The organism is Aerococcus mictus, from assembly GCF_003286595.3.
Taxonomy (GTDB): Bacteria; Bacillota; Bacilli; order Lactobacillales; family Aerococcaceae; genus Aerococcus; species Aerococcus mictus.
In genome coordinates this window covers 386,885-412,229 of sequence record NZ_CP132985.1, presented here as the reverse complement: position 1 = coordinate 412,229, position 25,345 = coordinate 386,885, and the positions used below count along the sequence as shown (strand labels likewise).

Here is a 25,345-nt window from a genome sequence, read left to right as displayed (position 1 = left end):
TTTCTAGCCACCAGTTACTTGAATTGTTGCTGCGGTATCAACCGTCACGTTAATCGTGCCTTGACGGGTTGTTAGGGTTAAAGGGTGGTGAGTATCTTCAGTCACTCGAATTCTTTTCGTGTCATTTTCATACCAGTCGCTAGTCACAGTAATGGTGTAGTCACCCCATTCAGGGTGATCTTCAAAGGTGTCGTCATAATAAACATTCTGAACAACTTTATCTCTTTCGTTGCTGTAACTATGCGTTGGGTACTCTTTATGATCAGGCGTTACCTTCACTTGAATCGGTTTCAATAATCATCACTCCTTTTTAGCAATCGATAGATTTCTTAGCCATAATTCATCACTAGGGTCGGAAGTTCCTGAAAGCGAAACATAGAATTGAATACAGCTATTACTATTGGGTTGTCGGGTTGGCGTAAATGTGACTTCGTAAGTTTTCCATTCTGAAGTTATCCAAGTGCGTTCGATATCTGCAACATCATAAACGGAAGGTAAGTCACCAAATTGGATTATTAAATCATAGTTATCTTTCGAATGTTTAGCTTCAAATCGTAAAATATATTCTTCATTTAAATCAAACCTTAATTGGTTGAAACTATAATTTATTAATCGGATCCAAGTTGGCGATTTCTTATAAAGCGACCTTCCGTAAATGTAGTTGTCATTTTTACGCACATCCACACCACCGACTCCTTCCCAGTTATTACGATTATTAAGTAATATTCTGCTTTTTGTAAGCATTAGGTTGCCCCCCCAATTTTCTCGAGAGTTACCCAATGCACGTTGGATTTTCCTTTTTGATCCCTAGCCATTGCAAACAATTTTATTGTTTTATGATCGTGCCCCCACTCATTTACCCTGTAATTAGGTTGATAACTAAACGCTATTGAATAATAATTCTGATCATTATTAGCTTGATCATTCTGTTGATTCCAAGAGGATGAATCAAAAACAGCTAACCTATCTTTTGTTTTGGGTAGTGTTATAAAAGCATTCAACCGATATAATCCACCAGCTATTAATGGTTCGGATAAACGTACATTAGCAATGTTATAATCTTCATTTACCTCATCTACTTTGCTAACCAAATTGTCCACGCACACATGGAATCCCACACTTGCTTTAGGACGTTCGACAAATTCAGGCACATAGGAAATGGCATACTCATTACCCAGCGACCAGCCTTCGCCATTATGGCTAAAGGTTTCTGATTGTTCTTCTAAGGTAATGACTTGGCGGTTACTAGTGATTTGATCAGTTTCAGGTTTGCCTGTTTCATCATCGAAAGTGAGTAAGCGGTTCTTGGAATACACCCATTTACCATCGTCACCAACAATGTTATATGTAGCGTCCACACGGTCACCAAACTGTTTGGTTCGTTCAGCAACCTCTCGCATATCATCTAACATCTTCTCGGCGTTCTTCCGATCTTTTTCAGCTTGTTCAGCAATCTTCTTATTTTGTTCTTGCATTTCATTAAGCTTGCGTTCGAGGAACTCTGTGCCCTTGTTGAAGGGGTGTTCCACCCAGTCCGCTAGTTCTGCGTCCCAGAGATAGAAGCCACCTTCTTCGTCAAACCAAATATCGCCGTGTTTAAATTGGCCAGTGGGTTCATACTTGGAGTAAATCACTTTGTTCCCCATACCGTTCAGCATGACATGCGTGGTGGTTTCTAGGCGTTCGTTCACATTGGAAGTAATATTATTAATCTCTGTCTTGAAATTACTTAATACTCCCTGTGAAGCGTCCCCTAGTTCGACCGAGATATAATCGCCTGTGTAGCCGTCCATCTTGTAGCCCACCATGCGAATCTCATCATCGACATCGTTGGCCACGTACTTCAAGACGAGGCTGTCTCCCACGTTCAGTTCTTCATTCTGAACAATGTTCGTGCCTACCTTAATGTTCCGCTTCGGCTTGTCAATATTCTCTGTGGTGAACTTGCGCTTGAGCCAATCCTCTAATTCCTTAATCGTACGGCAATCATTATTGGTATATTGCTTTTCAAAGATGATTCCGCTGTAGGCCCCAATTAAAGGACTTTCGACCATAGTTTGAATCGAGCGTTTGTTGCGTTCGCCTGTGGATTCCCCTTCGACTTCCTCGTCCCATTCAGCTTTTCCGTATAGACGAGTGGCAATCCCTTCAATGGTTTCTTCATCGACAAACTCGTTAATGTTTTTGCTTTCATACAATAACAATTCACGATTGCGACCAAGGCGGTTATACAAGCGGATATCATAACCGTTAATGTATAACTCGCCATTCCAGCGATTAACGATATCTTTTAAGACATCAAGGGCTTGGTACATTTGATTGGAATTATTTTCTCGCTCGTTACTATCTTGGGTGTGATAGTCGTGCTTATCCATAATGTCCGTTGTGAATGTGAATGGTGTGTCGCTAATAAGCGACTGCTTAAAACTATTCAAGGCAAATTGACCAGGCGCTTGTTTGAGCGTTAAGGGCTTGACCAGCTTGTTACGCATATCAGCAAACAACAAAGCCCATGCTTCAAACTCCACACAATCTAACCGCTTCGTGAGTTTCACAATGCGGAAGGGTTGCATGGCGTTATCTGTATGGGCTGTAATGATCTTATCTTTTTGCACGCCTTTTTCTTTAAGGTAAGCGATTGGAATTTTCCCTGTCACAAAGTACTCGGTATTAATCCCAAACTCGACCACCACGTCATAGGCCTGCGGTAAGGGTGTGCCGTTATATTTAAAATCTCTTGTGTCGCCATCGTAAAGATAAATCATAGCCAGCACCACCTTTCTAATACATCAATTTGTTGAATGCCCTCACCTAACTGAACACGATACTTGCCATCTTTAGGAATAATGAAGAACTCGCCACGCATCACCCCATTGACTGTGCTGTACTGGTCGAACACATTCTGTTCTAAGTACTTGCATTCAATAATGAGCTGCCCTTGTATTTTGCGTAAATACACCCTCTGATCCCCAATGGCAATCGAGGTTTGTTTATTGCTGCTACCATACACAGTGATACGAGGAAACATCGGGGCATTGGTGTGGTTCGTGATCGTGCTCCCGTTGGTGTAAGTTACCGTCTTAGGATTATGTTCAAAGCCAAAGGGTTGACAAGCGAACTCAATCTCAATGCGATAGCCTGTCACGCTGTCCACCAAGCTGTGGTTCATATTGACATCAAGAATTTCATAATAGACATCAGGTTCATCAGCCGCCACCAGTTTGCCTTCATCACTCGCCCACATCTTTAACTGACGTAAATCTTTTAATGTAGCGGTTGGGCAATATAAGACATACTCTTTAGTAATGGCTTCCCACGCATTCACGGTACGCTTTAATGCGCCTGACGAAAAAGACGTCTCGATTAATTCATTTTTCTTTTTAGAATAACGAAAGCCGTCATTCTGTTCGACATAAATAGGAAACGGCATATCGGTTGTCGATACGCCGTTCACTGTTAAGGCATTAATTCTTACCACGTTTAACCCCCTCTCATGTTCATAACACTTTGTCGTTCCATCTGGTTGTTCATCATGCTATCAATCTCGCTATAAATGACACGTCCCACTTCGGTCTTGTCCATTTCTAAGACGTGACCTTGAGCGATCATTTGAATTAAGGTTCTTAACAGATCATTGGTTTCAGTCATATCAGCTTGACCACCATTTTGATTTAAGACCTGTGTCCGTTGGCGTTGAGTAATTGGTGTGATTGACACTTTCCCTTGAGCGATTTGGAAGATCTCTGGGCCAGCTTCACCCACCAATCCCATGTAGCCATCATACGGATTTTGGATCGTACCACCTTTAGCAAACTTAGGGAGTTGATCCAGATAAGGTCTTAACTTCTTATTGGTTCTCGCTGATTGTCTAAAGGCTTGACGAGATGGCCAAACCCGTGATCCTTTTGGTAAAGGTTGCAATTCGTCATGGTCACCAGAAACACCAAATCGACCATCTGGTGTTAAGTAAGGTTCTTTTCGGCCACCATCACCAAGCAATCGCATACCTGTCTTTGGAATGTAGTAAGTCCCTGTTGCAGAACGACCAGTAATGAAGTTCCATGCATCACCGATCTTTTGGGCGAATACAGAAATTGTTGCCCTGAAACCATTCCATCGACTAGCTGCATTACCAGCGCTGTTGATTTGATCTCTTGTTGTGAGTGCGTTTGTTTTGGTAGGAATGTCAGCGAATTGATTGTTTGCGATTCGAGCAGCTAAGGTCGTGTCATCTAACAGACCTGTTGTTTCAAGAGCGTTCGTGTCGGTTGGTATATCAGGCGCTTGACTATCTAGTTTTTGCGCTGAACCCGTTGTGTTGTCTAATTGACCTGCCGTATTGTTAGCGTCAGTAGAAGTCCCGACATGAGGGTTTTTGCTTCCTAAAACGTCTGCTGAACCAGTCGCTTGATCTAATTGCGCCTTAGCGTTTAAAGCATTGGTGTAGGCGCCAACGTAAGGGTTTTTACTTCCTAAGATATTTGCTGACCCAGAAGTGCTGTCTAGTTGCTCCTTAGTACCCAAGGCATTAGTTGACGTTCCAACATAAGCTGTTTTAGAATCTAATTCTTCAGCGGTTTGTCTAGCTAAGTCCAACTCAACTTGTGTGAAAGTAGCGTTCGTTGTAGTAGCAACGATTGGGTCTGTACCATCGAGTTGTGTTGCTTTTTCTTTGGTGGAATCTAAATTAGCGTTAGCTTCTTCTGTCCCTGATGAAGAAACATTCACGTTTTTATTAGCTTCGTCAGGCGTGCCGTTAACTTCGTTTTTGTACTTGTTAAGACTTTCAGCGGCTTCATCGACACCCCACTCTTTAACGGTAACTTGACCGTCTTTTTCTTCCAGTTGTGTGCCTGTCCACTCTTGGATCAAGTCTAGCAATTGATACTTAGCGTCAGGGGCTGTGGTATCAATTTGAGCGACCTTTTCCATAAACTCGCTATCATTCCAAATACGTTGGAAGCCATCAAACTTCATGACTTCATCATCTAGGTTCGATTGAGCAAGTAACATTTGGGTCTTAGGATCTAAGTTATCCCAAGTGCCTTTTGCTTCGAGAATCTCTTGGATCTTCAAGCCAGCGTTAGTTTGGGTTAACATCATTTGGGTTGGGAAGTCTAGCCCTTCCCAAACACCAGCGGCTTCCAGTGCTTTTTGGATTTCTTCAGGAGCGTTAGAGTTAACAATTGCGTCCTTTTCTTCATCGAGCAAATTGTCCCAGATCCCTTGAGCTTTTAACCAACCTTCAACGGCTTCACCACTGTTGTCAGTCATTAGCGCTTTACGTTCATCAAAGCTGAGTTCATACCATTTGTTTTCAGCCATCACAATGTCAGCGATAAACTCGGCTTGGTTGCTGTTCAAGTCAGCGTTCTTCATGACAAAGCGTAAGTCGTTCCAGCCTTCTTCGGTTTGGATAAACTCGCTTAGTTTTTCCTTAGCGTTACTATCTAGTTCAGCAATTTTGTTTTCAAGCAACATGTTATTCCAGACATCGTTGGCTTCTCGCATAGCGTCAGTGGTTTCTTGAGTGGATAGAATAAACGCTTGGTTATCAGAGGCCGCTTCTTCCTTGATTCTCTTGGCGTTGTTCTTAGCGTCTTCAAGAGTTATGCCATACTCGCCCCAATGCTTCTCAAGCATTTTAGCAATTTGAGCTTCATCAGTACCGACTTCTTTCAAAGCTGCATAGAATTGAGTAGCATCCGCTAAGGATCTTGCGTGATATTCACTTCTTAAAACCTCTAATGCGCCTAAGCGATCTTCCTCGCTTATCTTCCCTTCTTCAGCCAATTTGTTAATCTGATCCATTTGTTCTTTGTAACTATCTGTCACAATTTTTTGCCGCTCTGTTGCTTTAGTAGCCATAGTTGTCAACTGGATATCAGTCATGTCTTCCAGTTGGAGGTTATATGCTTTAAGCATATTCAGCTTTTCTTCTTGAGTAGCTTGTGTATTAGCAACTTCGATCTTATGCATTTCTTGAGTGGCTGCAGCAATGTGATTCTTTTCTGCTAATGATAGCTCTCTTTTTTCTTCAGCCGCATTTTGATAAATTCGTTGAATATCATCATTGTAACTTTGGACCAAAGATTTTTGGCTTTCTAAGCTGGCTGTTGTGGCCTCTTTAGAACTTTGTAAATAAGTTTGAACGGAACTTGACAACTCACTGAAAGACTTTTCGGTCTCGTTTATACTATTTTCTAGACCTTCAGTAATGCTGCTTGCTAGATCGTCATAGGCTTCTTTTGCTTGTTGCGCACCTTTTTCAGCGTTTTGTGCCATGGTAGCATGCGCTTGAGAAACGTTTTGTTCGACTTCGCTGAATTTAGTCATTACTTGGTCGCCAGCTTCACCGACATCATAGCCCCATTGTCTAGTGCGTTCTCCTGCGTTGTAAGCTTCTTCACCCCATAACTTCCAAGCGCCAACGCCTAAAGCTAAGGCGCCGATAGTTAAACCGATTGGTGAAGTCAGTGCGCCGACCACTTTACCTAGTAAACCAATTGATCCTGCACCAGCCTTTGCAGCACCACCAGTGGATACCAGTTTGCCACCAAACTTTCCGAGGACACTTGCACCAAGACTGAATGCTTCATTACCTAATTCAGCTTTAGCTTGTGCGCCACCAAGCTTTCTCGTGAACCAACCAACGGCTTGACTAGCGCCACCGAGCACTGTGGTTAGTGAACCAAGCGTACCTAAAACTGGGCCAGCCGCTGCGGCGATACCTACCCACTTAAGGATATTTTGTTGCTGTTCATCTGACAGTTCGCTAAAGCTTCTAGCGAGGTCAGCAACCTTTTCAGCGACTTCGGTAATGATTGGAGCTAAGGCTTCGGTAATTTCAATACCAGCCGTTTCTAACGCACCCATCATTTCTTCAATCGATCCTGCCAAGTTATCATTCATGGTGTTAGCCATGTCTTCAGCAGCACCCGTTGAGTTTTGAAGCTCGCCTGTTAAGTTAACAAGTCGTCCTGATCCTTCTTTTAGTAAGGTATTCATGGCACGAGAACCTTGTTGACCAAAGATGGTTTGCAGGTAAGCTTGTTTCTGAGCGTCTGTCATGCCATGTAAGGCACCATTCAACTCATCAATAATTTGAGGAATTGGTTTTAATTCCCCTCGTGCGTCCGTAAAGCTAATCCCTAGTTCGTCCATGGCTTTTGCTGCAGGACCAGTGACATTAGTCATGGAAGTCAGCATACGGTTGAATGACGTCCCAGCGGTTGATCCTTTCAAACCATTGTCTGATAGAATACCAATCGCTGCTGCCACTTCTTCAATAGACATACCGAGGTTACTTGCTGTTGGAGCGACATACTTGAAACCTTCAGCCATATCTTTCACTTCGGCGTTTGTGCTGACCGCTGCTTGAGCGAACACGTCAGCAACATGAGTGGCATTCTCAGCTTCGATCCCAAAGCCGTTCATCGCAACCGCCATGGATTCAGCGGCTAAGGCCACGTCTTTTCCTGATACCGCTGCTAAGTCGAGGACACCAGGCATAGCTGAAATAACTTCATTAGCGTCAAACCCAGCTTGTCCAAACAGTTCCATCGCTTGAGCAGATTCAGTCGCACTAAAGACGGTATCTGCCCCTAACTGTTTAGCGGTTTGGGTTAGGCGTTTCATGTCTGCGCCACTCGCTTGGGTTACAGCACCTACTCGGGACATTTGTTGTTCAAAGTTGATCCCTGTTTCAACCGCTCGTTTACCTAAAGCGACAATAGGTGTAGTCACTCCAGCCGTTAAGGCAGCACCCCAACCCATCATCTTATGACCAGCGGTTTGAAGTCCTGACCCTAACTTGTCGAAACGTTGTGAAGTTTCAGCTAAGCGACCACCAGCTTTGATATAAGCTTGCTGTTGCTTTTCCATCTCACGGGTTAAGCCAGCAATTTCAGCCTCGGCTTTAGAGGAAGCCACGGAAATATCAGCGTATTCTTTTTCAAGTTTGTCTGTTTCCTTGGCTGTTTGGGCTAAGGCTTTTTCTTGTTCCTTTAACTCGGCTGAAGCTTCATCAAGTGCTTGCTTCGTTTTCTTAACTGTTGGCTCGAGTTCTTTACACTGGGCATTATACTTACGCCATTCCTCTTTACTTTCTTCTACCTCGTCAGCTTCTTTTCCTAATTCTTGTCTTAACTTTTGAGTGTTATTATGAGCTTTCGATTTCTTGGCAGAAACTTCATCGTATTCTTTTTTGATCTCGGCGTATTCTTTTTTGATCTCGGCGTATTCTTTACCAAGCTTGTCGACTACTTGGCTTTGTTTTCGAACAGAGCTGGTTAACTTTTCAACGTTGGTATTATTCCCTTTAATCGTTGTGTTAATGTCTGCTTGACGTTGCTTGAGCCGTTCGAGTTGCTGGGTGTAGTTCTTGACCTGGTTGCCCATGGCCTTCATGTTTGCTGTGAAGCGGTCAGTCGTGCTGCTTCCAGTGTGTAGCATATTACGAGCTTGTTTGATTTCGTTAGCAAAAATCTTGGTATCACGAGAAGCTTGTTTCATGGCAGAAACATATTCCTGTGTCCCTTCAGCCGTAATACGAACACCAATACGTTTTAATTCCGACAATATTTATCCCCCTTTCTTTAAGTAATAAAAAAAGAGGTAGACTATAAAAAGTCTACCCCTCTCACTTCGCCATAATCTTTCGTGTTATTATCTTCAGCTTGTTGGTTGCCTTCGACATTACCGTTAGTATATTTTAGGCGAGCATTGATCAGGCTAGCGATACTGATTAAATCGTTATCGAATAAGAATTCATCTTGCGACATACTAAAGTGTTCTTTGCAATAAGCATATAGGAAGTCCCAATCTACTTCTCGATCTCCGTTTCTCGGTTCGCTTGCTGTGCCATCTCTAGATACTCCGCCCTTGATGGATAGGCAGCTTTGATAAAATTTGTGTAAAACTCATTCGTCATTTCAGGCGTGGTGTTTTCAGCCACTTCTTCCACAGTGACGTCCAAACCGTTAGCGATTAGAATAGCGGTCGTGATTTCCAGAACCGCCATGTCTTCGCTGTCGTCCAGTTTGCGGTTAAATTCTGATTGTGTCATACCGAACTTGTCTTGTAACACCAACCAAAGATAGTTATTGGCTGTGTATTCTCTTTCCTCGCCAGTAAGATCTGACTTAAAAGTATCTAACTTATTCTTAAAAACATTACTCATTAATCAGTCCGCTCCTTTCAATTAAACAGTTGGTACGGATCCACCAGTGGTGGCTTCCGCTAAGCTTTCAGCGTTGTAGAATCCTTGATCTAATAATTTTTCACGATCATATTCAGAACCTTCTGCTGATAGGTCAGCTTTCAAGTAAACGTTCTCTGCGCCACGTAAAGCGAGGGCGTAAGCAGAAATACTGAAAGCGGTAATTTGCGCTTCTTTGGTTTCAGTTTCAGTGGAAGGGTTTAATCCCACAGGTTCTAACTTGCATTTAGGGAAGTTAACAATCACTTCATTACCGTTTTCGTCAGTCATTGGGAAAGCGAAACGGAAGAACTTAGTGATAGGCTTGGTATTAAATGCGTATACCCCTTCACCTAATTTTTCAGCACCTGTCGCTTCTTCAGCAAACCCTTCTGGTAAGTAGGCTGCGTTCAAAGTCATGGTTGCGTTAGTCATTTTCCCTAAGTCCGAGTGCAATTTATTAGATAAGTACACAGGACTTGATTCATAAGTTAATTCAGTTTCAACGGATTCTAATGATGGTACAGATTTAGTGTTGCCTTCATAAGTAGGTGCTTCGGTTTCAGTTTCTTCGGTTTCCATAAAATCAAAGTAACCATTACCTAATCCAGTCATTAGACCGCGTTTAGTAGTAGTTGCCATATTAATGTATTCCCCCTAAATTCTATATAATGTTCTTTTGACGTTATCAACTAAGGTATGCTCATAACCAAGAGCGGCTGGTCGGATATGCGGTCGGGGTGGATCTTTATAAGTCCCTATTTCGTGGAAGTACAAGTGGAGGTTAGGGCGAGATCCCCAACCCACTGTACGTGTATAAACAGTCGCTCGATCCCAATTAATCCCAGCGACCCCTTTACCTGTTTTGTATAGCCCCTTAGCTGAAGCTAAACTCTTGCTTCTTTCACTAATATCTTCCCCAGCCTTATCTAAGACTTCGGGGATTTGCGTTGCATTCTTCGCTAAACTTTCAAACATTTCTGCAGCTTCATCAGCGCCGTTTTCTTCAATATCAACGTCCATGCTTGATCACTTCCTGACGGTTAAGAAATAGTGATACATCGAGAAGTTCTCAAGTGTTTCATCAATAATGTTTTCCATCCAATCAGTTGTGTATAGACCATTATTCTCGAGCACGCTTTCAATTTCATACAAGATCCCTTCGCCTTCTTCCTCAAGGTCTAAAGGGATTTGCGAGAAAACATCAATTTGATAAAAAATAACACGGTTCGCTTTTTGATTACTTAAGCGGCTCGTGTTATTAGAAACGTTGGTATATCGAATGACTGGTGAGCCTTTTGGTGTGTAACCATAGGCGATTGGATAACCTAGTGGTTCTAACAAAGACATAATCTTTTGTTTTAGTGTCACCTTCCACTCACCCATTCTTTTTCTTCTGACATTAAAATTTCTAATTCTTGGTTAGGAAAATCGGGGTAAGCTTTTTCAATGTTGTAATACTTCCCTGCGATCTTCGCTGTCATGCCTGCGTGAATTCCTTGAATATAAGGAATACGCACTTGAATATCTAAATCCACATCCAGAGCATGAAACTGGAAGCGGTCATTAGTATTAATCGCTGTAATCCTAAAAGGGTATCTGCCAATCACATCTTCTGTAAATTGGTTTGGGATAGGTGTGTTAAACTTATCGGTTTTCGCCACCTTGGTCACAATGTAAATAAAGCCGTCAGTAAAACTGTTTCTAACTCGCTTAATATCATTGCCCACGTTCTTGTGTAGCATTCAGTTTCTCCTCCCTATCTTCCACCAATAGATTAAAGCCAAAGGCATTTAAATCAGGTTTAAAGTTTTGAAAGAACAATTCACTAGCGTTGGCTCGAATATAACGAGCTGCGTCATAAACCAACATTCTTCCTGTTGGGTGAGTATCCATTTCAAAGTCTTTACTATATGAAACAACGAGTGAGTAAGCATTCTCTAATAACTGTTTGAGTTCATCGTCTGTCTCAATGCCTAAGCCTTCAGACTTAACGTAAATGGATTTGAATTCATCAACATGTTGATAGGTAATGTTCTCACTCATCGCAAAAACTACTCCTTATCTAAGGGGGCAATAAAGCCCTGATCCACCAACATATCAATGCGTTCATCAGAAACCTCCAAGTTGACGGCTGGGAATAGATCTCCTTCCTTGTACAACCGCCCTTTAGGTTCAGCCTTTAACGTATTTGTTTTGTCATGGAAAGCACTCATTACTTGATACTCTTCTTTAATTTTAGCCATTCAGTAAAACCCCCTTTATGCTCTAAACTGTTGGCACTTCATCGTCTCCGCCTTCACGGAAACCACCAGTGCCGTTACCAATCTCTGCGCCAGTCGAGTTGCCGTCACGATCTAAAGCATGAGACCCTCTGTTCGCACGAGGTGAGAAGGTGTCTTGGGAAACCACTTCTGCGTCTGCTTCATCATCTGGAACAGTAACGCCATCAATATTAGCAAGGTCAAGAACCACGAATGCGTTAGGGTTCTTAGGAACACCAGCACCAAAGAACTTGGCAATGTAAAGATCCATGTCTTCGATTGCTAAGGTTTCTTCATATTTTCTGATTTCAGTTTGCCCTGCTACGGCTAATAGGTAGTTTTGAGCATTTCCAAGCACCGCTAGGTTTTCAGGAACAGCATAGGATTGAATCACATTTTCTCCGTAAGGTAATGCTAATTGTTGCCATACCCCTGTCATCGTATTCTGGAAGAATAGGTTAGGTGCTACCTTAGTTTCGTAGGTCACTGGGTTAATGATTAAAGAGATCTTGCCGTTAATCATTTTGTTGCGTGCAAGTAAAGCACGAGGGCCAGCAAATGATTTTGGAGTTAAGTCGTTAAGTGCCACAGTTGGTTTTGCTGGATATACCCCATCAACCGCATTGGATAATTGTCTCATCATACCGATTGGTTTTAACTTCCCGTCACCATTCACCACAGCGTCTTCTAAGGTTGCTGACATGGTTTCAGTTAAGAAGTTAATCACATATTGTGCCAACCAGTTCGCCCCTAATTGGAAATACCCTTTAGGTAATGCAATGAAGCCAGAGAGTTTACTTGCGGTAATATCTAAGACCTTGATTGCCCCAATTAAAATTTGGCGAATGTCAGCTGGAATGACGTCCCAAAAGGCGGTTTGTTCGGCTGGGTCACCATAAATATATTTAATGGCTGCTTCCGTGTATTGAGTATCAATTTCTGAAAGCAATGGGTGGTCATTAGTTAAGTCCTTCATCACGTCTTCAATGATGGTGGTTGGGAAGGTTTCTTCTAGTCCTTCGATCTTTTGTTTCTCAACCGCTTCAGCAAAGAACTTCCGTTCATGAGTGGTTAACGGTTTGCGTAAACCACGTTGTGCTAAAACATATTGGTCATTATTCATTTGATTGACATGGTTTAATTCTGTTTTTGCGGTTGTTTGCATTTCGTCAGCTAAGGCTTCGGAAAAGTTGGCAAAGGATTGTTCCATCTGCCCTTCATCATTAGAAGCGATTGCTGCGTATAAATCTTTAACAGCCGCTTGATAATTTGCGGATTGCTTATCTTTAAATTTCATTCTATTTAATTCCCCCTAATTTCTTAAATCCTTGTGCGAAAGAGATCTTTTCCTCTTTGTATTCATTAAAAAAAGCACCTTCCTTTTCGGGATCAGTGCTTTCTTCTTTGTTTTCTAAATAGGCGTGTGCCACCACCTTCGCTAAATTTACTGGTGGGTCATCGCTTTCTGCTTCGTCTTCCTCGTTTTCGATTTGGTCTTGGTTAGCAAAACCATAAGTCTCTGCGTCCTCAACGGTCAACCAAGTTTCGTTGTTCATTAGATCTGTGAGTTCTTCAGTTGTGCCATTAAAGTGTTGCATATAAATATCTTGATAGGATTTAGTTAAGGACTGTAAAGCGCCAATCGCTTTTTCAAACTCTGGAACACCTCCCATAGCGATTGTCATCGGGTTGTGAATCATTAAGGTTGATCCAGAAGGCATGGTTAAATCACCAGATAAAGCAATGACACTAGCAGCGCTGGCGGCGATCCCATCAATGACCGTATGAATGGTGGAGAAGTTATCTTGTAAGTAATTACGGATAGCTACCCCTTCAGTGGCGTTACCACCATAGGAATCAATGTGAATGGTTACTTCATCACTATCAATTCCTTCAGCCGCTTCCTTAACAGTTTGTAAGGTAAAGCCTTCAGTCCAGAAGCCACCACCCACATCACCATATAAATATAAGGTGTTAGTCTTCGCCTTCGCTTGCACTTTCATCTGAATCGGATTGTCGATCATCATCTTTAGAAGTTTCTTGTCCAGTTTCGTCACCCCCCTTTAACACTTTCAATGTTCTTGGTTAAGTAGTATTCATCAAGTTCAGGAACATCAACACGTTCAAAGCCAGCCATCTCACGAACATCGTTAGGACTAAATACGCGTGACCCAACCATTTTCTCAATAGCGTTCGCCATGCTAAATGCGTCAGTGTATTGTAGGCGCATAACATTAGGGGTCACTCGCTTGCCTTGCTTGTATTCCTCTGGTGTGAAGAACTTGGAATTGATTTCCCGAGCAATGAGTTCGGTAATGGGATTGATAACATTTAAAATGTACTGTCTTTGGTAAAAATCAATGTTGGTCTTGGACGATTCCCCATATAGTAATGACGGGTGAATCCCTAAGACCTGAAGCACTTCATCTAAGTAGTGGTTCGAAACATTAATAACCTCATCAATTCGAGAGACGTTTCGTGAATCTTGTGACGTTTCGGTATATTCCAAGCCGTCAAGTTCAGGCACGATCGCCACATCACTGGTGGAATATGATTTATAAATTTTGTCAATGTATTCTTGTAAGGTTTCGGCTGCACCTTGCCGTTTAGACATCATCCCGTCAATCTTGACCTTCCCACGCACTTGGTTAGTACGCATGGCTACATTGACTAAGCGTTCAAACAAGCGACCATAGGTGTTGTTCAATTGAGTAACTAAAGCACGAATGCGCTCGTTGTCTTTTTCAAAAAGCAATACATCACTAGCAACAAAGGATCGCTGATATTTATAATTCTTAACGACAACATCAGTAAACACATCGTCCACCAAGGCATACTCGTTTTTGACATAATCATCAGCGACCAGCAATTGATCATCATCACTCATGACCACCAGTACTTCGCCATTGTCATAAAACAAGCGGTAAACAATATCTCGCCAGAACTCTGAAGCGTTCTGATTATTGTTAGGCTTGACGTTAAGGTGATAATAGAGATCATCTTTTTCTCGCTCGTCCCCATTCATCACGACCCATTCCACCATCTCCAGCGAGCGACTGATCATGTTAAGTGCGGCCTTGATGGATCGTTCTTGGATTAAGACTTGCTCTTGTTCTTGGTAAACTAAAGTAATTTCTTTAATAATGTCGGCGTCTTGGTTTCGGGTAAAGTAATTAAAAATGTTATCAACTATATTAGCTATATGACTTCCTCCTTTCTATTTGGATTAGACGGATCACCTCCTTAAAAGTTAAGGCCTGCCAGTAAGCTAATATCTGGCGCTGCACTAAGGTTGGTGTCAGCGTAAGCAAAGGCATACAGTAAAGCCATAAAGCCATCAGTCTTACGCCTGATCTCTTCCTTCTTCTCATAGATCTTATTGCCTTGTTTGTCGTAAGTGACATAGACGTTATTGGTGTACCATCTCATCATGTAATCATCGCCCCATGCAATCTCATGGCTAGCAAACACTCGGTCAACCTTATCGGACACCATGGACAAACGGGCTTTCGGGTTCTGAATATAGATCACTTCAAAGCCAACTTCTTCTAGTGGCACTCGCAAGGTATTGAGTTTATGCTTGTCGACCACAATGGTTGTCAGTGACGGGTTCTCGTCACGCATGGCCACGAACCAATCCACAATATGATCCACACCAATGAGCGGTTCATCAACGATTGTGAGTAACCCTTGGGCTTCCCATTCAGCGATCGGGGCTTTTAAGGTAAATTGCCTTAAGAAGTTAGCGTTCACAAAGCTATGGTGCTTCCAGATATATTCCCCGTTCTCGTCCATAAACAAAACACCACAAGCTGTAAAGTCACGGGATTGCGCAAAGTCACAACCGCCAATGGCTGAATAGTCTGTGGTGTCTGGATAAGGACGTGTCGCTGCCACCAGGTCTTCTCTAGGAATGGCGGTATGGTTCATGTCCTCAACTAAGGTATTCATATTTTTAATAATAAATTTGACTTTATCAGTTTGCCCTGAACGAATGCCATAGTACCGTGAGCGCACTTGGCGGTATAGGCCTTTAGCATAATCAGTGCGAGGGTGACTAAACATAGGGTTTGCTTTTTCCCACAGATAATAGTCGCCTTCATCGTGCGTGTTCATTTCATCAAGATCATCGAGTTTACAAATGAATGGGAACATGCGAGTGTACTTATCTTCGCCTGACAGAATCCCTTTAGCGATTTCCATCTTACTGTCGTACACCCCATCACGGATAAAGCCGTTTGTTCCGATATAGATAGAACGATAATCCTTCACCTTACCAGATCCTGATTCAAAGACTTCCAACTGGTCGTTCGTTAAGTATTGGTGATACTCATCAAAGACCACCAGCCCGTCCCGTAAACCATCTTTCGTGTTGGCATTGCTGGTACGGTACCTAAGAACTGAATGATTGGCTAAGCCTTCGATCTGAACCTTGGTCTTACTGAAAAATTGCTTCCAGTATTCTTCATCACTATCGAGCATGTCGTAAATCTCATCGAATGAGACCTTCGCTTGATCTTCCGAGTTAGCCACAATTGACACATTGTATTTACGCACGTCATATAAGGGACTAATGAAGTAAGCAATTAAGCCACTGACTAGCCCGTTCTTACCAGCCCCACGAGCCATAGTGAGCATGAAACTATCATAATAAATGTGACTGTCGCCTTCCTCATCAATCATTAGGAAGAAGAAGGGAATGATAAACTTTTGGAAATCAGCTAATGGGAAGAAATTAGTCTCAATGAAGTCGATACAATCAGCGATCTTTTCATCATCGAACCAAACATTATCCTTAGATAGAATGTCACGCTTTAGGTGTTTTAAAAGATCCACCCGTTCTTTATTTAGGCGGATCTCGCCATCTTCATAAAGTTGATAATATCTTTCCACCAGTGGGTGTGTAGCCATTAGCAGACCTCCCTTCTAATCAATACCATTCATCATCAGCCCAACGATTCGGCTTGAAGTTGCCTGTGAATACTCGGTCGTGTCGGACTTCGTGGCAATGGAAGCAGAGGGTTCTTAAGTTGTCAGGATCGAGTGCATACTCGGGATAGTCAGCCAGTTCTTTAATGTGGTCGACCACCAGTGTTGTGTCAGGATCTGTGATTAATCCTCGCTCTTTACAAAACAGACATTCATAATGATCTCGCTTGAGAATCTTAAGTCTTAAATGCCGCCATTGCTTACTGTTATAAAATCTATTGCGTTCTGATCGGGTATCAAACATCTTAACCACGCCCCAGCATTCTCGCCTTAACATCATTCATTTGAGTGACCTTGCCCTTCTTGGTGGGGGCTTTGGTTTCTTCCTCATCAATGAAGTTAATGGCTTTCTCGAGCTTGGGTAATTCTTTGTTGAGCTTGATCCAGATCTCGGTAGCGGGATTAGATTTTCTGAACTCTTGCTGGCCGTTCTTTGTGACGGTGGTCAGCCCTTCTTTACTGATCTCAGCTTCGAGCTTCTTGATATATCTGACCATCTTGACATAGCGTTCCACCTTTTCCACTTCAACGGTATCGTTCGGATCTATGCGAGACATCATTTGTTTCTTCAAATCGGATACTCTCATCTAATCACCACCTTCATTTTTTGACCCCCCTAGCAAATTTTTGAGCTCCCCATACATGGGTAAAAAAAATTTTTTTGCGGAATCGAGAGCCGCCTCCCGCTGTGGAAAAAAGTATGTGAAAAATTTCATCAACCCGGGGGTATATAAATTTAAATTATATAAAACTAAATAAAATGAAGCCAGAACGAACTGACTTCACCGTAGACAAATCAATTTTGTAATGGGTTTGTGCTTATCGCATTTATCTACACTAGCATAATAACAAGGATCCCAATGAATTAATATGTAGTAACCATGAACTCTTATGTAGTAACGATGAACTTTACTGTAGTAAGTATGAACATTTATGTAGTAACTATGAAGTATTGTTCGCTTTTTATAGAATGAAGACAAATAAAAAAGCCGCACGAATTAACGCACGGCTGAAGAATATTTGTGTTAGCGATGACAATTATTACTTTTAGCGTATGGGTAATCATCGTAACATTATACATTATAGTACATAATAAAAAGCCTATCAACTTTAATTACTGATAGGCTTAGCTGTGTAGCGCCTTTGCTATATAACAGAGAACCAACTTCAGATAATAAACTTAATTAAAAGTATCATAAAATAGAAAGACTTAATAATATATAGCAAAGTGCTAACACCTACACTATATCATAAAAATATATTTATTTAATAAAAAAGCACTTGACTAATTAGTAGTAGTTACATACAGTGATATCGTAAGTTGATTTATTTAACTTACAAATAAATAACCACCTTCTGGTTAAAAGGAGGTGAGACTATGAGCAGGCATAAGAAAAAGCCTATCAGTGCGAAAGATCTATTAGACTTAATAACTGCCATTATTAAGTTGATCAAATCACTGATAGACTTAAACTTATAGTCTTAATGGGTGCTAGATTCTCTAGTGCCCTTTGGTTATTTATATTATACCATAAAGAAAGAAGATGACAACCAATGACCGAACAGCCTAAGAAGAAGCGCAGACCTGGTCGCCCTGCTACTGGTCGCAAGCGTGATAAGACTTTAAACATGAAGTTTACAGAAAAAGAAAGAGCCTATCTAAAAGACCAAGCTAAACAGCTTGATCTCTCCTTGTCTAATTACGTCCTAAAGTTAGCTAAATACTATGAAGATAATCATTAGTCTACATATAATGTAGGCTATTTTTTATACCTCATCCATCAATACAATAAAAATGCCTATTAGCGATCACAACTAATAGGCGTAGCACCTTTGCTATAACTAATCTTAAACGAAAGACTACAGATAATAAGCTTAGTAACAACATATTGAGAGAGAGTAGCAAGGTGCCAATAACTACACTATATCATAAATATAAAAGAAAAAGCCAATAAGTTTAGATATACTCATAGTTTATAGGGATTGTCACGTCCCTACCTTTAGGCATATTTTTTTGAAATAGAAAAGGTGACAACCAATGAACGAACAACCTAATAAGAAGTATAGTAGGCTATTTTTTTATAGCTTAAGATCAAAAGGAATACCTTGGCAAGCGTTAACCTTTTTAAAGTACATTGTGATAGCTGTATCCAAGTCAAGGCCTAGATCATCTAAAATTGATTGAACGCTTTTTAATAAATCCTCGTCAATCTCAACACTAATAACGGATTCTTTAGACAATCTGATCACCCCCTTATACCCTATCTTTAGTATTTGTTTGACCTAATATATAGTCAATGCTAACGCCGTATAGCTTAGCTAACTTGGCCAACGGCTCATGTCTTGGTAGTGCCCGTGAGTTTTCCCAAGATTTGGCCGACTCATAGCCAACGCCGATTATATCAGCTACATCTTGTTGAGTATAATTCTTTCCTTGTCTTAATTCTTTTAGCCGATCAGAAACCAGGCTTTTATTAATTAAATCGCCCATCTTATCATCTCCTTTACATATAATTTAAATACACTTTATTATACTATACAATAAAAAAATATATATTTAAAGCCTTTATATAAAAGGATTCGCGCAACTTAATAAAAATGATTTCAAAAAGATTCGCAAAAGCACTTGACAGTTAATTAAATTACATGTTACTATAAAGACAAGTTAAGGGACGGCAAACAAGCCAGCCCTTAAAAAAATAAACGTTAAGTGTAAATAAATTACATATAAAGATAGGAGAATATAAAATGAAACAAGTAAAACAATTAATTGAACAACTCAAAGACATTGATGAAAGAGAATATGAAGACGCATTCGATTGCTTAGAAGAAGCGCTTGATCCTAGCAACCCCGACTATACAATCGATATGTTAAAAGAGGATATTATTTGGGTTATCAAAACAAGCAAATAAAAAAAGGCACTTAGCAAATAATGCTAAGCGCCTTTGGTGAGAAGCCCCTCTAAATTAAGAAGGTTCATTAACACCATAACAATAATTAATAACGTTGTCTAGTGTTGGTTTGGCCAAGTATGTAATCGATAGATACTTGATACAAGCTGGCCAACCTAGCTAGTATTTCATGTTTGGGTAGTGTCTTTTCTCTTTCCCAATTATTAACGCCTTCATAACTAACTGAAAGAAGGTTAGCCAATTCCTTTTGAGTGTATCCTTTAGACTTTCTTAATTCCCTAAGTCTATCAGATACAACAGATTTATTTATCATCATATAAATCTCCCTCCCGTCTTTAGAAGACTACTTTAATAAATATTATCAGATATCCTTTATATTGTAAAGCCTTGATAATAAAGGTTTTAACACAATAAATTAAAAAAGATAGAAATATTTTCTAAAATTCCTTGACACGTCTTATTAAGCCGTGTTATAGTAAAGTCAGTAAGGGAGATAAGCCAAAAGCTTCTCCCTAAAAATACAACGATTAGACGTCTTTATAAGACGCATTTAGAAAGAGGTTATAAAAATGGAACAAGAAATTAGAATTTATCTCACGAACTTAGGCAAATACAATGAAGGTTACTTGATCGGCGAGTGGATCACCCTACCAATTTCAGATGATGAACTCGCTGAAAGCTTTGAGCGGATCGGAATTAATGAACACTATGAAGAATATTTTATAACCGATTATGAAGCACCCTTTGAAATAGGCGAATATACCAACTTAGAAAGCTTAAATAACTTAGCTTGCGAACTTGAAGACATTGAAGAGTATGAGTTATTAGAACAATACTTTGAAGAATACCCTGACGATCGTTTGTATGACATGGATGAACTTGATGAAATTCTTTACGAATTTACCCCAATGGATATCGTTCGAATGGTTCACTTTGGTGATTTCAATTTCAATGATGATTATTTCACCTTTGACGGATATGGAAATTTGGAAAGTGTATCTAGTTACTCAGCAGATAAACACAACGATTATATTATCAAAGATCAATTAAACAACTTAGTTAATGAATATATTTAAAGAAAGAAGGAACTAAAAAAATGAAATTAAAAATAGGTCAATTACTAGTCGCCTTTGATGAAATCGCCATTAACCCGGAAAAAGATCTACTGATCCAAAGTGATGGATCGGTAGAAACTTACCATGAAAGTTATATAGAAAAACCTGATTCTATCTATGAAATAGACGGAACAACCCTATATGATTCGCTAGTTGATTATGACCTAATCGCCTTAGACGAACCGCACCAAATCACTATAAATGATCTTGATGACATGAAAACATTCATCAGCCTAATTATTTACGACTTAGAAGAATACACGGGAACAGAAGTTACTTTATAAGATAAGCACTCACCACCAGTGGAAAGAAAGAAGGAACTCATAATGAACTACTTATTAACAATTGAAAAACAGTACGGACGAAAAGACACAATCATTTCAGACGGTAACCTTGATCAAATTAAAACCGATTTAATTAATTACTTTATTGAAACTTTTGAAGATGATACTGAACCGCCTTTTTACATAAAAGAAGACGTTCTAGATGCAAGACCTAAAGACTTATTAGCCATCATGGATTGGCTTGAGTGGTCGCTAGTAACGGGTAGCTTGCATCTATACACCTATACCTATAAAGAGCCTAACCCGTCTTGTCCGATCTTTACCTTTTACAACAATAAAAAGGAATTGAAGTTAAGCGAAACCGTTTAAACCACCAGCGATGAGATAAAAGGAGAAATTAAAATGTTTAACGTATATGAAAACAACCAAGGCGACTTGGTGTTAATTGTAAGAGGTACTGAACAAGCGGTACTAGCTTACTTTAGAAACGAAACCAATTTCAAAGCATGGACAAATTGGATCTATGAAAATGCTGACGATCAAGAAAAGAATAAGATTAAACAAGCCTATCAATTGATTAATGAAGCGGATAGCATAGAAGAACTAGAATACATTTTTGATACCTATCTAGATTATAGCTGGTGGAATTTAATTATTGATTACTAACAACTAATTCGAAACTAGGTGAATAGCCTAGTCTAAAGGAAATAGGCACCCTTTACTGAAGAAATAGCCTGACACATTATAGAAAGTAGGATAAAAAATGACTAAACAAGTATATTTTGAAATGGTAACCGATGATGATATTGTTTTTTATAACGGCTATGAAAACGTTTATTTCTTTGATAGCAATGAGCCTTCTATAATGGAAATCTTAGAACAAGGGCAAAGCTTGTTAAAAGATTTCAAGGCCATTGAATTAACTACTGAAGAAATGTTATTCAACTATCTAAAAAACTTACACCCCTACCTATCCAATGAAGACAACTTGAAACGATTTTTAAAGGCCTACTTAAAAGCAGAAGGCTATGAAAAAGAAGATTTAGAACGAGAAATAAGCGACCTATACGACTTTGAAAGTCAAGAATTTGTTGACGTCTTAGAAGAATACGGCTTTACCCGTGAAGGTTTAGCGGCGACTAATGGGTTAAGTTATGGCCTTGTAGGTTTTTCAGATTGGAACCCATTCATCACCTTTGACAATATGCCTATTAGCTATGTAAACGATCTATGGGAAGGAACCAATTTCTACGGCCTAATCGCTTACAATTCAGAAGGAAACGAAATGGATTCACTATGGAACAATTACATAACTAGCGATGAAGATCTAAAAACAGCTATTGAAAGCAACTTTGTAACGGACGACGAAACAGAAGTTTATCTAGTCGACAACATGGAAAGCGCCTATTTTGACGCTTTCCCTAAAGTTGAAAAGATTATCCACGAAACATATAGCTTTAAAGCGTCATAAGAAAAGAGTTAATAAACATGGAACAAAAGAATATTCTTATTGAAGTAGAAAATTTATTAAAGCAAGAAACAACCAAGATCAGCAAACAAGCTTTAAAAGAATTAGATGAAGAAAGAATATTAGCAATTATATTAAATCCTGGTAGTAATCATTTCTGGTTTGAAAGCTTAATATATAGCCCGGCGCCCTTAACCAATGCTGTTTATGATTACCTTAATCGATTCATCAAACGTAAATTAGGATATACACAATTGAACGACTGTGTTTAAACTAAAAGCCCTACTCATTATGGTGACCCCAATAAGTTGGACTTTATATATAGTGAGTTGGCCTTTGGCCAGCTCTTTTTTGTTGCTTACAGTTCTTGCTTATTTCTTGCCGACACATTTACTCAGAAATTTAAACTTGTCAAGAGGAAGAGCGTAGCGGCTCTTGATAAGTTTAAAGTTTATGTGTAATCATTAAGCGGCGAAAGAAGCGTGATGAAGACGAAATTCTATAGGACTCCTAAAATCTAATTTTTCTTTGATTCTTTCACCATTGTAATAGATTATAAAATCTTCAATCGCTTGTGCTAATTCTTCAAAGGAATGATAAGTCCGACCATAGTAGACTTCTTGTTTTAGTAGACTAAAGAAATTCTCCATTGGCGAATTATCTAAGCAATTTCCTTTACGAGACATACTTTGAAAAATTCGGTGATCCTTCAAGAGCCGGGTGTAACTTTTCATTTGATAGGCCCAGCCCTGATCAGAATGAAAGGTTCTTCTGTATGGACATAATTTACTTGCTTCAATGGCAGCTTGTAGCCCCTCCAACATGCTTTGTCCATTAGGCTGATGTGTTATCTTAAAAGAAATAATTTCTCGATTAAATAGATCCATGTAAGGATCTAAATAGAGTTTTCCAGTTTGATAATTCCCAGAATCATCGGCATAGTAGTATTTAAATTCTGTTGTGTCTGTTGTTATTTTTTGATAAGGAATGGTCGAATCAAACCGCCGGTTGATACGATTTGGCGCTATCTCTCCAATCGTTCCTTTGTAGGAATTATATTTTCTTGTCTTTCTAGTATAGCTAGTGACCTGTATCCCCATAATTTTCATTAGGCGTTGAACTTTGTTTTTACTGACCTTATAACCACGGGAAAGCAGTTCAGCTCGCATTCTTCGATAACCATAATCCTTATGGGTTTCTCTGATGTCTTTCATTTCCTCTTTTAAATCGGCATCCTTATCAATTTCCTCATCTTTATTTTTCCAATAAAAGTAGGTCGATTTAGGAAACTTTAAAACGCTAAGAATATCTTTTAAAGCATATTTTTCATCATGGAGACGTGTGATTTCGGTCACTATTTCTTCTTTTCTCGCTTGACTCTTTGAGCCACACGTCTCCTCAATCCTTTTAAAAATTTGTTCTCAATTTCTAAATCCGTAATCCGTTGTTCAAGTTCCTTTATTTTTGCTTCACTTAACTGATTGGTTTCGCTGCTATCCTTTATTTGATTGATTTGTGATTTCTTTTTAGACACTTTAGGTGGCCTTCCTTTCCTCGCGGAAAGGCCATCAAGTCCTCTTTCATGATAAGCTCTTCGCCAATTAGCGATTAGACTTGGATTATTCATGTTTAATGAATTGGCCAATTCGCGATAACTCATTTCCGTACTTTCATACAATTCTATCGCATTTAATTTGAATTCAACAGTATAAACCTGTTGAGTCCGCCTTTTCTTTAAACCATCTACACCAAATTCATAATAGTTATTAACCCACCTTCGTAAAATAGAAGGATCTATTCCTGCTTTATTAGCTAAGGTTCGATAACTTCCTTTTTTCGCAATATAGTCTCCTACTAAATTCAGTTTAAATTCTAATGAATATTTAGACATAAAAATAACCCCCAAAAGTTGAATTCTTAGTCCAACTTTTGGGGGTCACTACACATTCGATAACTTCCTTTTTTCGCAATATAGTCTCCTACTAAATTCAGTTTAAATTCTAATGAATATTTAGACATAAAAATAACCCCCAAAAGTTGAATTCTTAGTCCAACTTTTGGGGGTCACTACACATTTCGAATAGGGCTTTTTAATATTTAACGTACATTTAACGCTTTTTATTTATAGCGTAAGGTATTTATACTATCAAAGGGTTAGAACGTCTAAAATCACCCTTATTTCTCTTCTGACGGCATGATAGCATCTAAAGCTTGCAAGGCATAGCCATGTTGTCTAATCGTCCATTCATAGGTTTGATCTAAGTCGTAAGCAATCTCTTTATAATCCTTATATTCAAAGTAACGCATGTAAAGAATATCTACATAACTATCTTTGTCTAATTGATTGATAAGATCGAGGGCTTTTCCTTTATACGAAAAATACTCTTTAACCTCTTCGCTTAAATCTTCCTCTAGCGTTAGAAGCGCCATAATGCCTTTATCAGCGTTATTCTCTCTGCTGGTACTAACGGACTCTTGGGTATAGTCAACCGCTCTAATGGACGTTATCGTGCTTCTAAGCTCGTTTAGCTCGTCAACCTTATGATGGCACCTACGATCTAACCGTTTAATTTTCTTCAGATAAGCTTTTGCTTGAATACCTAGTCACCCCTTTGATTGTCAAGCCACATGATCGTCATCACGCTATAATTGGCAAGATCAATTAAAGTATCACGTATGGATTCGTCTTTAACCTGCTGCTGGTCACTATTAATTAATTCACTAAATCGATTATACTTGTCCCCTAACCTGATCGCACTGGCCACCAGTCCGAACTGATCCATTGACTTATCAAAACTATTGCCATAATCATGGTTCTTGCTTTCGTATAGCTTAGCCATTTCATCGGTGATTGATTCAAACATGGTTGTCACCCCTTAATCAAGTCGTCAATTGCTACGGGATTAAAACCAACAATGGCACGTTCCCAATCGTCATTAACCACCACGATTGGCACACCCATAATGCCTTTAGATTGGACTAAGTCCATCGCTTCTTGATCCTCGTCTAGGTTAATTACCGTATAGTCTAGCTTATTCATATCTAAATAATGCTTTACCATATCACAACCGCCACATACTGTTTTGCTATATACCTTAATCATTATTAATGTA

General features: G+C 39.8%; 34 protein-coding genes. 8 read left to right on the top strand and 26 right to left on the bottom strand.

The window, feature by feature from the left end:
• Positions 1 to 3: 3 nt before the first annotated feature.
• From DBT49_RS02005 to DBT49_RS01915, 19 genes are all read right to left on the bottom strand, one after another.
• A complete protein-coding gene (locus tag DBT49_RS02005; protein ID WP_070558664.1) occupies positions 4 to 294 on the bottom strand; it encodes a hypothetical protein in 291 nt (96 codons plus the stop codon).
• A 6-nt stretch (positions 295 to 300) separates the two neighbouring features.
• Complete coding sequence (locus DBT49_RS02000) at positions 301 to 744, bottom strand: carbohydrate binding domain-containing protein (RefSeq protein WP_070558665.1); 444 nt, start codon at positions 742 to 744, stop codon at positions 301 to 303.
• Positions 744 to 2,765, bottom strand: a complete 2,022-nt coding sequence (locus DBT49_RS01995) for a phage tail spike protein (RefSeq protein WP_070558666.1) — start codon at positions 2,763 to 2,765, stop codon at positions 744 to 746. The genes DBT49_RS02000 and DBT49_RS01995 overlap by 1 nt, the downstream gene beginning before the upstream one ends.
• Complete coding sequence (locus DBT49_RS01990; protein ID WP_070558667.1) at positions 2,762 to 3,478, bottom strand: hypothetical protein; 717 nt, start codon at positions 3,476 to 3,478, stop codon at positions 2,762 to 2,764. Before DBT49_RS01990 ends, DBT49_RS01995 begins: the two co-directional genes overlap by 4 nt.
• Before the next feature lie 2 nt (positions 3,479 to 3,480).
• On the bottom strand, positions 3,481 to 8,580 hold the full coding sequence (locus tag DBT49_RS01985; RefSeq protein ID WP_111872380.1) for a phage tail tape measure protein: 5,100 nt from the start codon (positions 8,578 to 8,580) through the stop codon (positions 3,481 to 3,483).
• Positions 8,581 to 8,621: 41 nt separating this feature from the next.
• Entirely contained in the window at positions 8,622 to 8,783 is a 162-nt protein-coding gene (locus DBT49_RS01980) for a hypothetical protein (protein ID WP_168163174.1), read from the bottom strand.
• Positions 8,784 to 8,824: 41 nt separating this feature from the next.
• Positions 8,825 to 9,181 (bottom strand): hypothetical protein, encoded by a 357-nt coding sequence (locus DBT49_RS01975; RefSeq protein WP_070558669.1) that lies wholly within the window; start codon positions 9,179 to 9,181, stop codon positions 8,825 to 8,827.
• A 21-nt stretch (positions 9,182 to 9,202) separates the two neighbouring features.
• Positions 9,203 to 9,841, bottom strand: coding sequence for a major tail protein (locus DBT49_RS01970; protein WP_070558670.1), 639 nt, complete (start codon positions 9,839 to 9,841; stop codon positions 9,203 to 9,205).
• Positions 9,842 to 9,856: 15 nt separating this feature from the next.
• The gene (locus DBT49_RS01965; protein ID WP_070558671.1) at positions 9,857 to 10,222 is read right to left on the bottom strand and encodes a hypothetical protein; all 366 of its coding nucleotides are present in this window, start codon (positions 10,220 to 10,222) and stop codon (positions 9,857 to 9,859) included.
• 6 nt (positions 10,223 to 10,228) lie between these two features.
• Positions 10,229 to 10,585, bottom strand: a complete 357-nt coding sequence (locus tag DBT49_RS01960; protein ID WP_070558672.1) for a hypothetical protein — start codon at positions 10,583 to 10,585, stop codon at positions 10,229 to 10,231.
• Positions 10,567 to 10,944 carry a phage head closure protein gene (locus tag DBT49_RS01955; protein WP_070558673.1) on the bottom strand — a complete coding sequence of 126 codons (378 nt, stop codon included), beginning with the start codon at positions 10,942 to 10,944 and terminating at the stop codon, positions 10,567 to 10,569. The genes DBT49_RS01960 and DBT49_RS01955 overlap by 19 nt, the downstream gene beginning before the upstream one ends.
• On the bottom strand, positions 10,919 to 11,245 hold the full coding sequence (locus DBT49_RS01950) for a hypothetical protein (protein WP_070558674.1): 327 nt from the start codon (positions 11,243 to 11,245) through the stop codon (positions 10,919 to 10,921). Before DBT49_RS01950 ends, DBT49_RS01955 begins: the two co-directional genes overlap by 26 nt.
• A gap of 8 nt (positions 11,246 to 11,253) precedes the next feature.
• The gene (locus tag DBT49_RS01945; RefSeq protein WP_070558675.1) at positions 11,254 to 11,445 is read right to left on the bottom strand and encodes a hypothetical protein; all 192 of its coding nucleotides are present in this window, start codon (positions 11,443 to 11,445) and stop codon (positions 11,254 to 11,256) included.
• A 22-nt stretch (positions 11,446 to 11,467) separates the two neighbouring features.
• On the bottom strand, positions 11,468 to 12,760 hold the full coding sequence (locus DBT49_RS01940; protein WP_070558676.1) for a phage major capsid protein: 1,293 nt from the start codon (positions 12,758 to 12,760) through the stop codon (positions 11,468 to 11,470).
• A 1-nt stretch (position 12,761) separates the two neighbouring features.
• Complete coding sequence (locus tag DBT49_RS01935; RefSeq protein ID WP_141745197.1) at positions 12,762 to 13,520, bottom strand: head maturation protease, ClpP-related; 759 nt, start codon at positions 13,518 to 13,520, stop codon at positions 12,762 to 12,764.
• Positions 13,517 to 14,560 carry a phage portal protein gene (locus DBT49_RS01930; RefSeq protein WP_256374762.1) on the bottom strand — a complete coding sequence of 348 codons (1,044 nt, stop codon included), beginning with the start codon at positions 14,558 to 14,560 and terminating at the stop codon, positions 13,517 to 13,519. The genes DBT49_RS01935 and DBT49_RS01930 overlap by 4 nt, the downstream gene beginning before the upstream one ends.
• Positions 14,561 to 14,706: 146 nt before the next feature.
• Positions 14,707 to 16,374: a terminase large subunit domain-containing protein gene (locus DBT49_RS01925; RefSeq protein ID WP_070558679.1), complete on the bottom strand. Its 1,668-nt coding sequence runs from the start codon at positions 16,372 to 16,374 to the stop codon at positions 14,707 to 14,709.
• 19 nt (positions 16,375 to 16,393) lie between these two features.
• Positions 16,394 to 16,696, bottom strand: coding sequence for an HNH endonuclease (locus DBT49_RS01920; RefSeq protein WP_083300416.1), 303 nt, complete (start codon positions 16,694 to 16,696; stop codon positions 16,394 to 16,396).
• Between the two features lies 1 nt (position 16,697).
• Complete coding sequence (locus DBT49_RS01915; protein ID WP_070558680.1) at positions 16,698 to 17,039, bottom strand: P27 family phage terminase small subunit; 342 nt, start codon at positions 17,037 to 17,039, stop codon at positions 16,698 to 16,700.
• Between the two features lie 967 nt (positions 17,040 to 18,006).
• Between DBT49_RS01915 and DBT49_RS01910 the strand changes: the two genes are divergently transcribed.
• Positions 18,007 to 18,195, top strand: coding sequence for a plasmid mobilization protein (locus DBT49_RS01910; protein WP_070558681.1), 189 nt, complete (start codon positions 18,007 to 18,009; stop codon positions 18,193 to 18,195).
• Positions 18,196 to 18,531: 336 nt separating this feature from the next.
• Here the strand turns inward: DBT49_RS01910 and DBT49_RS01905 are convergent, their stop codons facing one another.
• The gene (locus DBT49_RS01905; RefSeq protein WP_168163175.1) at positions 18,532 to 18,693 is read right to left on the bottom strand and encodes a type II toxin-antitoxin system RelB/DinJ family antitoxin; all 162 of its coding nucleotides are present in this window, start codon (positions 18,691 to 18,693) and stop codon (positions 18,532 to 18,534) included.
• 13 nt (positions 18,694 to 18,706) lie between these two features.
• Positions 18,707 to 18,943, bottom strand: coding sequence for a helix-turn-helix domain-containing protein (locus tag DBT49_RS01900; RefSeq protein WP_070558682.1), 237 nt, complete (start codon positions 18,941 to 18,943; stop codon positions 18,707 to 18,709).
• A 257-nt stretch (positions 18,944 to 19,200) separates the two neighbouring features.
• On the opposite strand from DBT49_RS01900, the gene DBT49_RS01895 reads away from it, so the two are divergent.
• Positions 19,201 to 19,365, top strand: coding sequence for a hypothetical protein (locus DBT49_RS01895; RefSeq protein ID WP_168163176.1), 165 nt, complete (start codon positions 19,201 to 19,203; stop codon positions 19,363 to 19,365).
• Between the two features lie 85 nt (positions 19,366 to 19,450).
• Here the strand turns inward: DBT49_RS01895 and DBT49_RS01890 are convergent, their stop codons facing one another.
• The gene (locus DBT49_RS01890) at positions 19,451 to 19,681 is read right to left on the bottom strand and encodes a helix-turn-helix domain-containing protein (protein ID WP_070558683.1); all 231 of its coding nucleotides are present in this window, start codon (positions 19,679 to 19,681) and stop codon (positions 19,451 to 19,453) included.
• A 253-nt stretch (positions 19,682 to 19,934) separates the two neighbouring features.
• Here DBT49_RS01890 and DBT49_RS01885 point away from each other — a divergent pair, with 253 nt between their 5' ends.
• The 6 genes from DBT49_RS01885 (at position 19,935) to DBT49_RS01860 (ending at position 22,504) form a co-directional block, all read left to right on the top strand.
• Positions 19,935 to 20,441: an antirestriction protein ArdA gene (locus DBT49_RS01885; RefSeq protein WP_070558684.1), complete on the top strand. Its 507-nt coding sequence runs from the start codon at positions 19,935 to 19,937 to the stop codon at positions 20,439 to 20,441.
• Between the two features lie 20 nt (positions 20,442 to 20,461).
• Positions 20,462 to 20,764 (top strand): hypothetical protein, encoded by a 303-nt coding sequence (locus DBT49_RS01880; RefSeq protein WP_070558685.1) that lies wholly within the window; start codon positions 20,462 to 20,464, stop codon positions 20,762 to 20,764.
• Positions 20,765 to 20,806: 42 nt separating this feature from the next.
• Positions 20,807 to 21,133 (top strand): hypothetical protein, encoded by a 327-nt coding sequence (locus DBT49_RS01875; protein ID WP_070558686.1) that lies wholly within the window; start codon positions 20,807 to 20,809, stop codon positions 21,131 to 21,133.
• Positions 21,134 to 21,166: 33 nt separating this feature from the next.
• A complete protein-coding gene (locus tag DBT49_RS01870; RefSeq protein WP_070558687.1) occupies positions 21,167 to 21,430 on the top strand; it encodes a hypothetical protein in 264 nt (87 codons plus the stop codon).
• A gap of 97 nt (positions 21,431 to 21,527) precedes the next feature.
• Positions 21,528 to 22,235: a hypothetical protein gene (locus DBT49_RS01865; protein ID WP_111846116.1), complete on the top strand. Its 708-nt coding sequence runs from the start codon at positions 21,528 to 21,530 to the stop codon at positions 22,233 to 22,235.
• A 17-nt stretch (positions 22,236 to 22,252) separates the two neighbouring features.
• Positions 22,253 to 22,504: a hypothetical protein gene (locus DBT49_RS01860; protein ID WP_070558689.1), complete on the top strand. Its 252-nt coding sequence runs from the start codon at positions 22,253 to 22,255 to the stop codon at positions 22,502 to 22,504.
• Between the two features lie 192 nt (positions 22,505 to 22,696).
• On the opposite strand, the gene DBT49_RS01855 is transcribed toward DBT49_RS01860, so the two are convergent.
• From DBT49_RS01855 to DBT49_RS01840, 4 genes are all read right to left on the bottom strand, one after another.
• Positions 22,697 to 24,123, bottom strand: a protein-coding gene (locus DBT49_RS01855; RefSeq protein WP_101560582.1) for an IS3 family transposase whose coding sequence is annotated in 2 segments (ribosomal slippage) — positions 22,697 to 23,613 and positions 23,613 to 24,123 — 1,428 coding nt in all. Because the reading frame shifts where the segments join, the coding sequence is not laid out codon by codon here.
• Between the two features lie 284 nt (positions 24,124 to 24,407).
• Positions 24,408 to 24,662 (bottom strand): hypothetical protein, encoded by a 255-nt coding sequence (locus DBT49_RS01850; protein WP_070559431.1) that lies wholly within the window; start codon positions 24,660 to 24,662, stop codon positions 24,408 to 24,410.
• 170 nt (positions 24,663 to 24,832) lie between these two features.
• Positions 24,833 to 25,096 carry a nucleotide modification associated domain-containing protein gene (locus DBT49_RS01845; protein ID WP_070559433.1) on the bottom strand — a complete coding sequence of 88 codons (264 nt, stop codon included), beginning with the start codon at positions 25,094 to 25,096 and terminating at the stop codon, positions 24,833 to 24,835.
• A 5-nt stretch (positions 25,097 to 25,101) separates the two neighbouring features.
• The gene (locus DBT49_RS01840) at positions 25,102 to 25,335 is read right to left on the bottom strand and encodes a glutaredoxin family protein (protein WP_070559436.1); all 234 of its coding nucleotides are present in this window, start codon (positions 25,333 to 25,335) and stop codon (positions 25,102 to 25,104) included.
• Positions 25,336 to 25,345 lie beyond the last annotated feature (10 nt).

Coding starts and splice junctions, on each gene's coding strand:
- DBT49_RS02000 (WP_070558665.1), bottom strand. CDS start 744: ATGCTTACAAAAAGCAGAATATTACTTAATAATCGTAATAACTGGGAA.
- DBT49_RS01995 (WP_070558666.1), bottom strand. CDS start 2,765: ATGATTTATCTTTACGATGGCGACACAAGAGATTTTAAATATAACGGC.
- DBT49_RS01980 (WP_168163174.1), bottom strand. CDS start 8,783: ATGTCGCAAGATGAATTCTTATTCGATAACGATTTAATCAGTATCGCT.
- DBT49_RS01975 (WP_070558669.1), bottom strand. CDS start 9,181: ATGAGTAATGTTTTTAAGAATAAGTTAGATACTTTTAAGTCAGATCTT.
- DBT49_RS01970 (WP_070558670.1), bottom strand. CDS start 9,841: ATGGCAACTACTACTAAACGCGGTCTAATGACTGGATTAGGTAATGGT.
- DBT49_RS01965 (WP_070558671.1), bottom strand. CDS start 10,222: ATGGACGTTGATATTGAAGAAAACGGCGCTGATGAAGCTGCAGAAATG.
- DBT49_RS01960 (WP_070558672.1), bottom strand. CDS start 10,585: ATGGGTGAGTGGAAGGTGACACTAAAACAAAAGATTATGTCTTTGTTA.
- DBT49_RS01955 (WP_070558673.1), bottom strand. CDS start 10,944: ATGCTACACAAGAACGTGGGCAATGATATTAAGCGAGTTAGAAACAGT.
- DBT49_RS01950 (WP_070558674.1), bottom strand. CDS start 11,245: ATGAGTGAGAACATTACCTATCAACATGTTGATGAATTCAAATCCATT.
- DBT49_RS01945 (WP_070558675.1), bottom strand. CDS start 11,445: ATGGCTAAAATTAAAGAAGAGTATCAAGTAATGAGTGCTTTCCATGAC.
- DBT49_RS01940 (WP_070558676.1), bottom strand. CDS start 12,760: ATGAAATTTAAAGATAAGCAATCCGCAAATTATCAAGCGGCTGTTAAA.
- DBT49_RS01925 (WP_070558679.1), bottom strand. CDS start 16,374: ATGGCTACACACCCACTGGTGGAAAGATATTATCAACTTTATGAAGAT.
- DBT49_RS01920 (WP_083300416.1), bottom strand. CDS start 16,696: ATGTTTGATACCCGATCAGAACGCAATAGATTTTATAACAGTAAGCAA.
- DBT49_RS01915 (WP_070558680.1), bottom strand. CDS start 17,039: ATGAGAGTATCCGATTTGAAGAAACAAATGATGTCTCGCATAGATCCG.
- DBT49_RS01910 (WP_070558681.1), top strand. CDS start 18,007: ATGACCGAACAGCCTAAGAAGAAGCGCAGACCTGGTCGCCCTGCTACT.
- DBT49_RS01900 (WP_070558682.1), bottom strand. CDS start 18,943: ATGGGCGATTTAATTAATAAAAGCCTGGTTTCTGATCGGCTAAAAGAA.
- DBT49_RS01895 (WP_168163176.1), top strand. CDS start 19,201: ATGAAACAAGTAAAACAATTAATTGAACAACTCAAAGACATTGATGAA.
- DBT49_RS01890 (WP_070558683.1), bottom strand. CDS start 19,681: ATGATGATAAATAAATCTGTTGTATCTGATAGACTTAGGGAATTAAGA.
- DBT49_RS01885 (WP_070558684.1), top strand. CDS start 19,935: ATGGAACAAGAAATTAGAATTTATCTCACGAACTTAGGCAAATACAAT.
- DBT49_RS01880 (WP_070558685.1), top strand. CDS start 20,462: ATGAAATTAAAAATAGGTCAATTACTAGTCGCCTTTGATGAAATCGCC.
- DBT49_RS01875 (WP_070558686.1), top strand. CDS start 20,807: ATGAACTACTTATTAACAATTGAAAAACAGTACGGACGAAAAGACACA.
- DBT49_RS01870 (WP_070558687.1), top strand. CDS start 21,167: ATGTTTAACGTATATGAAAACAACCAAGGCGACTTGGTGTTAATTGTA.
- DBT49_RS01865 (WP_111846116.1), top strand. CDS start 21,528: ATGACTAAACAAGTATATTTTGAAATGGTAACCGATGATGATATTGTT.
- DBT49_RS01860 (WP_070558689.1), top strand. CDS start 22,253: ATGGAACAAAAGAATATTCTTATTGAAGTAGAAAATTTATTAAAGCAA.
- DBT49_RS01850 (WP_070559431.1), bottom strand. CDS start 24,662: ATGGCGCTTCTAACGCTAGAGGAAGATTTAAGCGAAGAGGTTAAAGAG.
- DBT49_RS01845 (WP_070559433.1), bottom strand. CDS start 25,096: ATGTTTGAATCAATCACCGATGAAATGGCTAAGCTATACGAAAGCAAG.
- DBT49_RS01840 (WP_070559436.1), bottom strand. CDS start 25,335: ATGATTAAGGTATATAGCAAAACAGTATGTGGCGGTTGTGATATGGTA.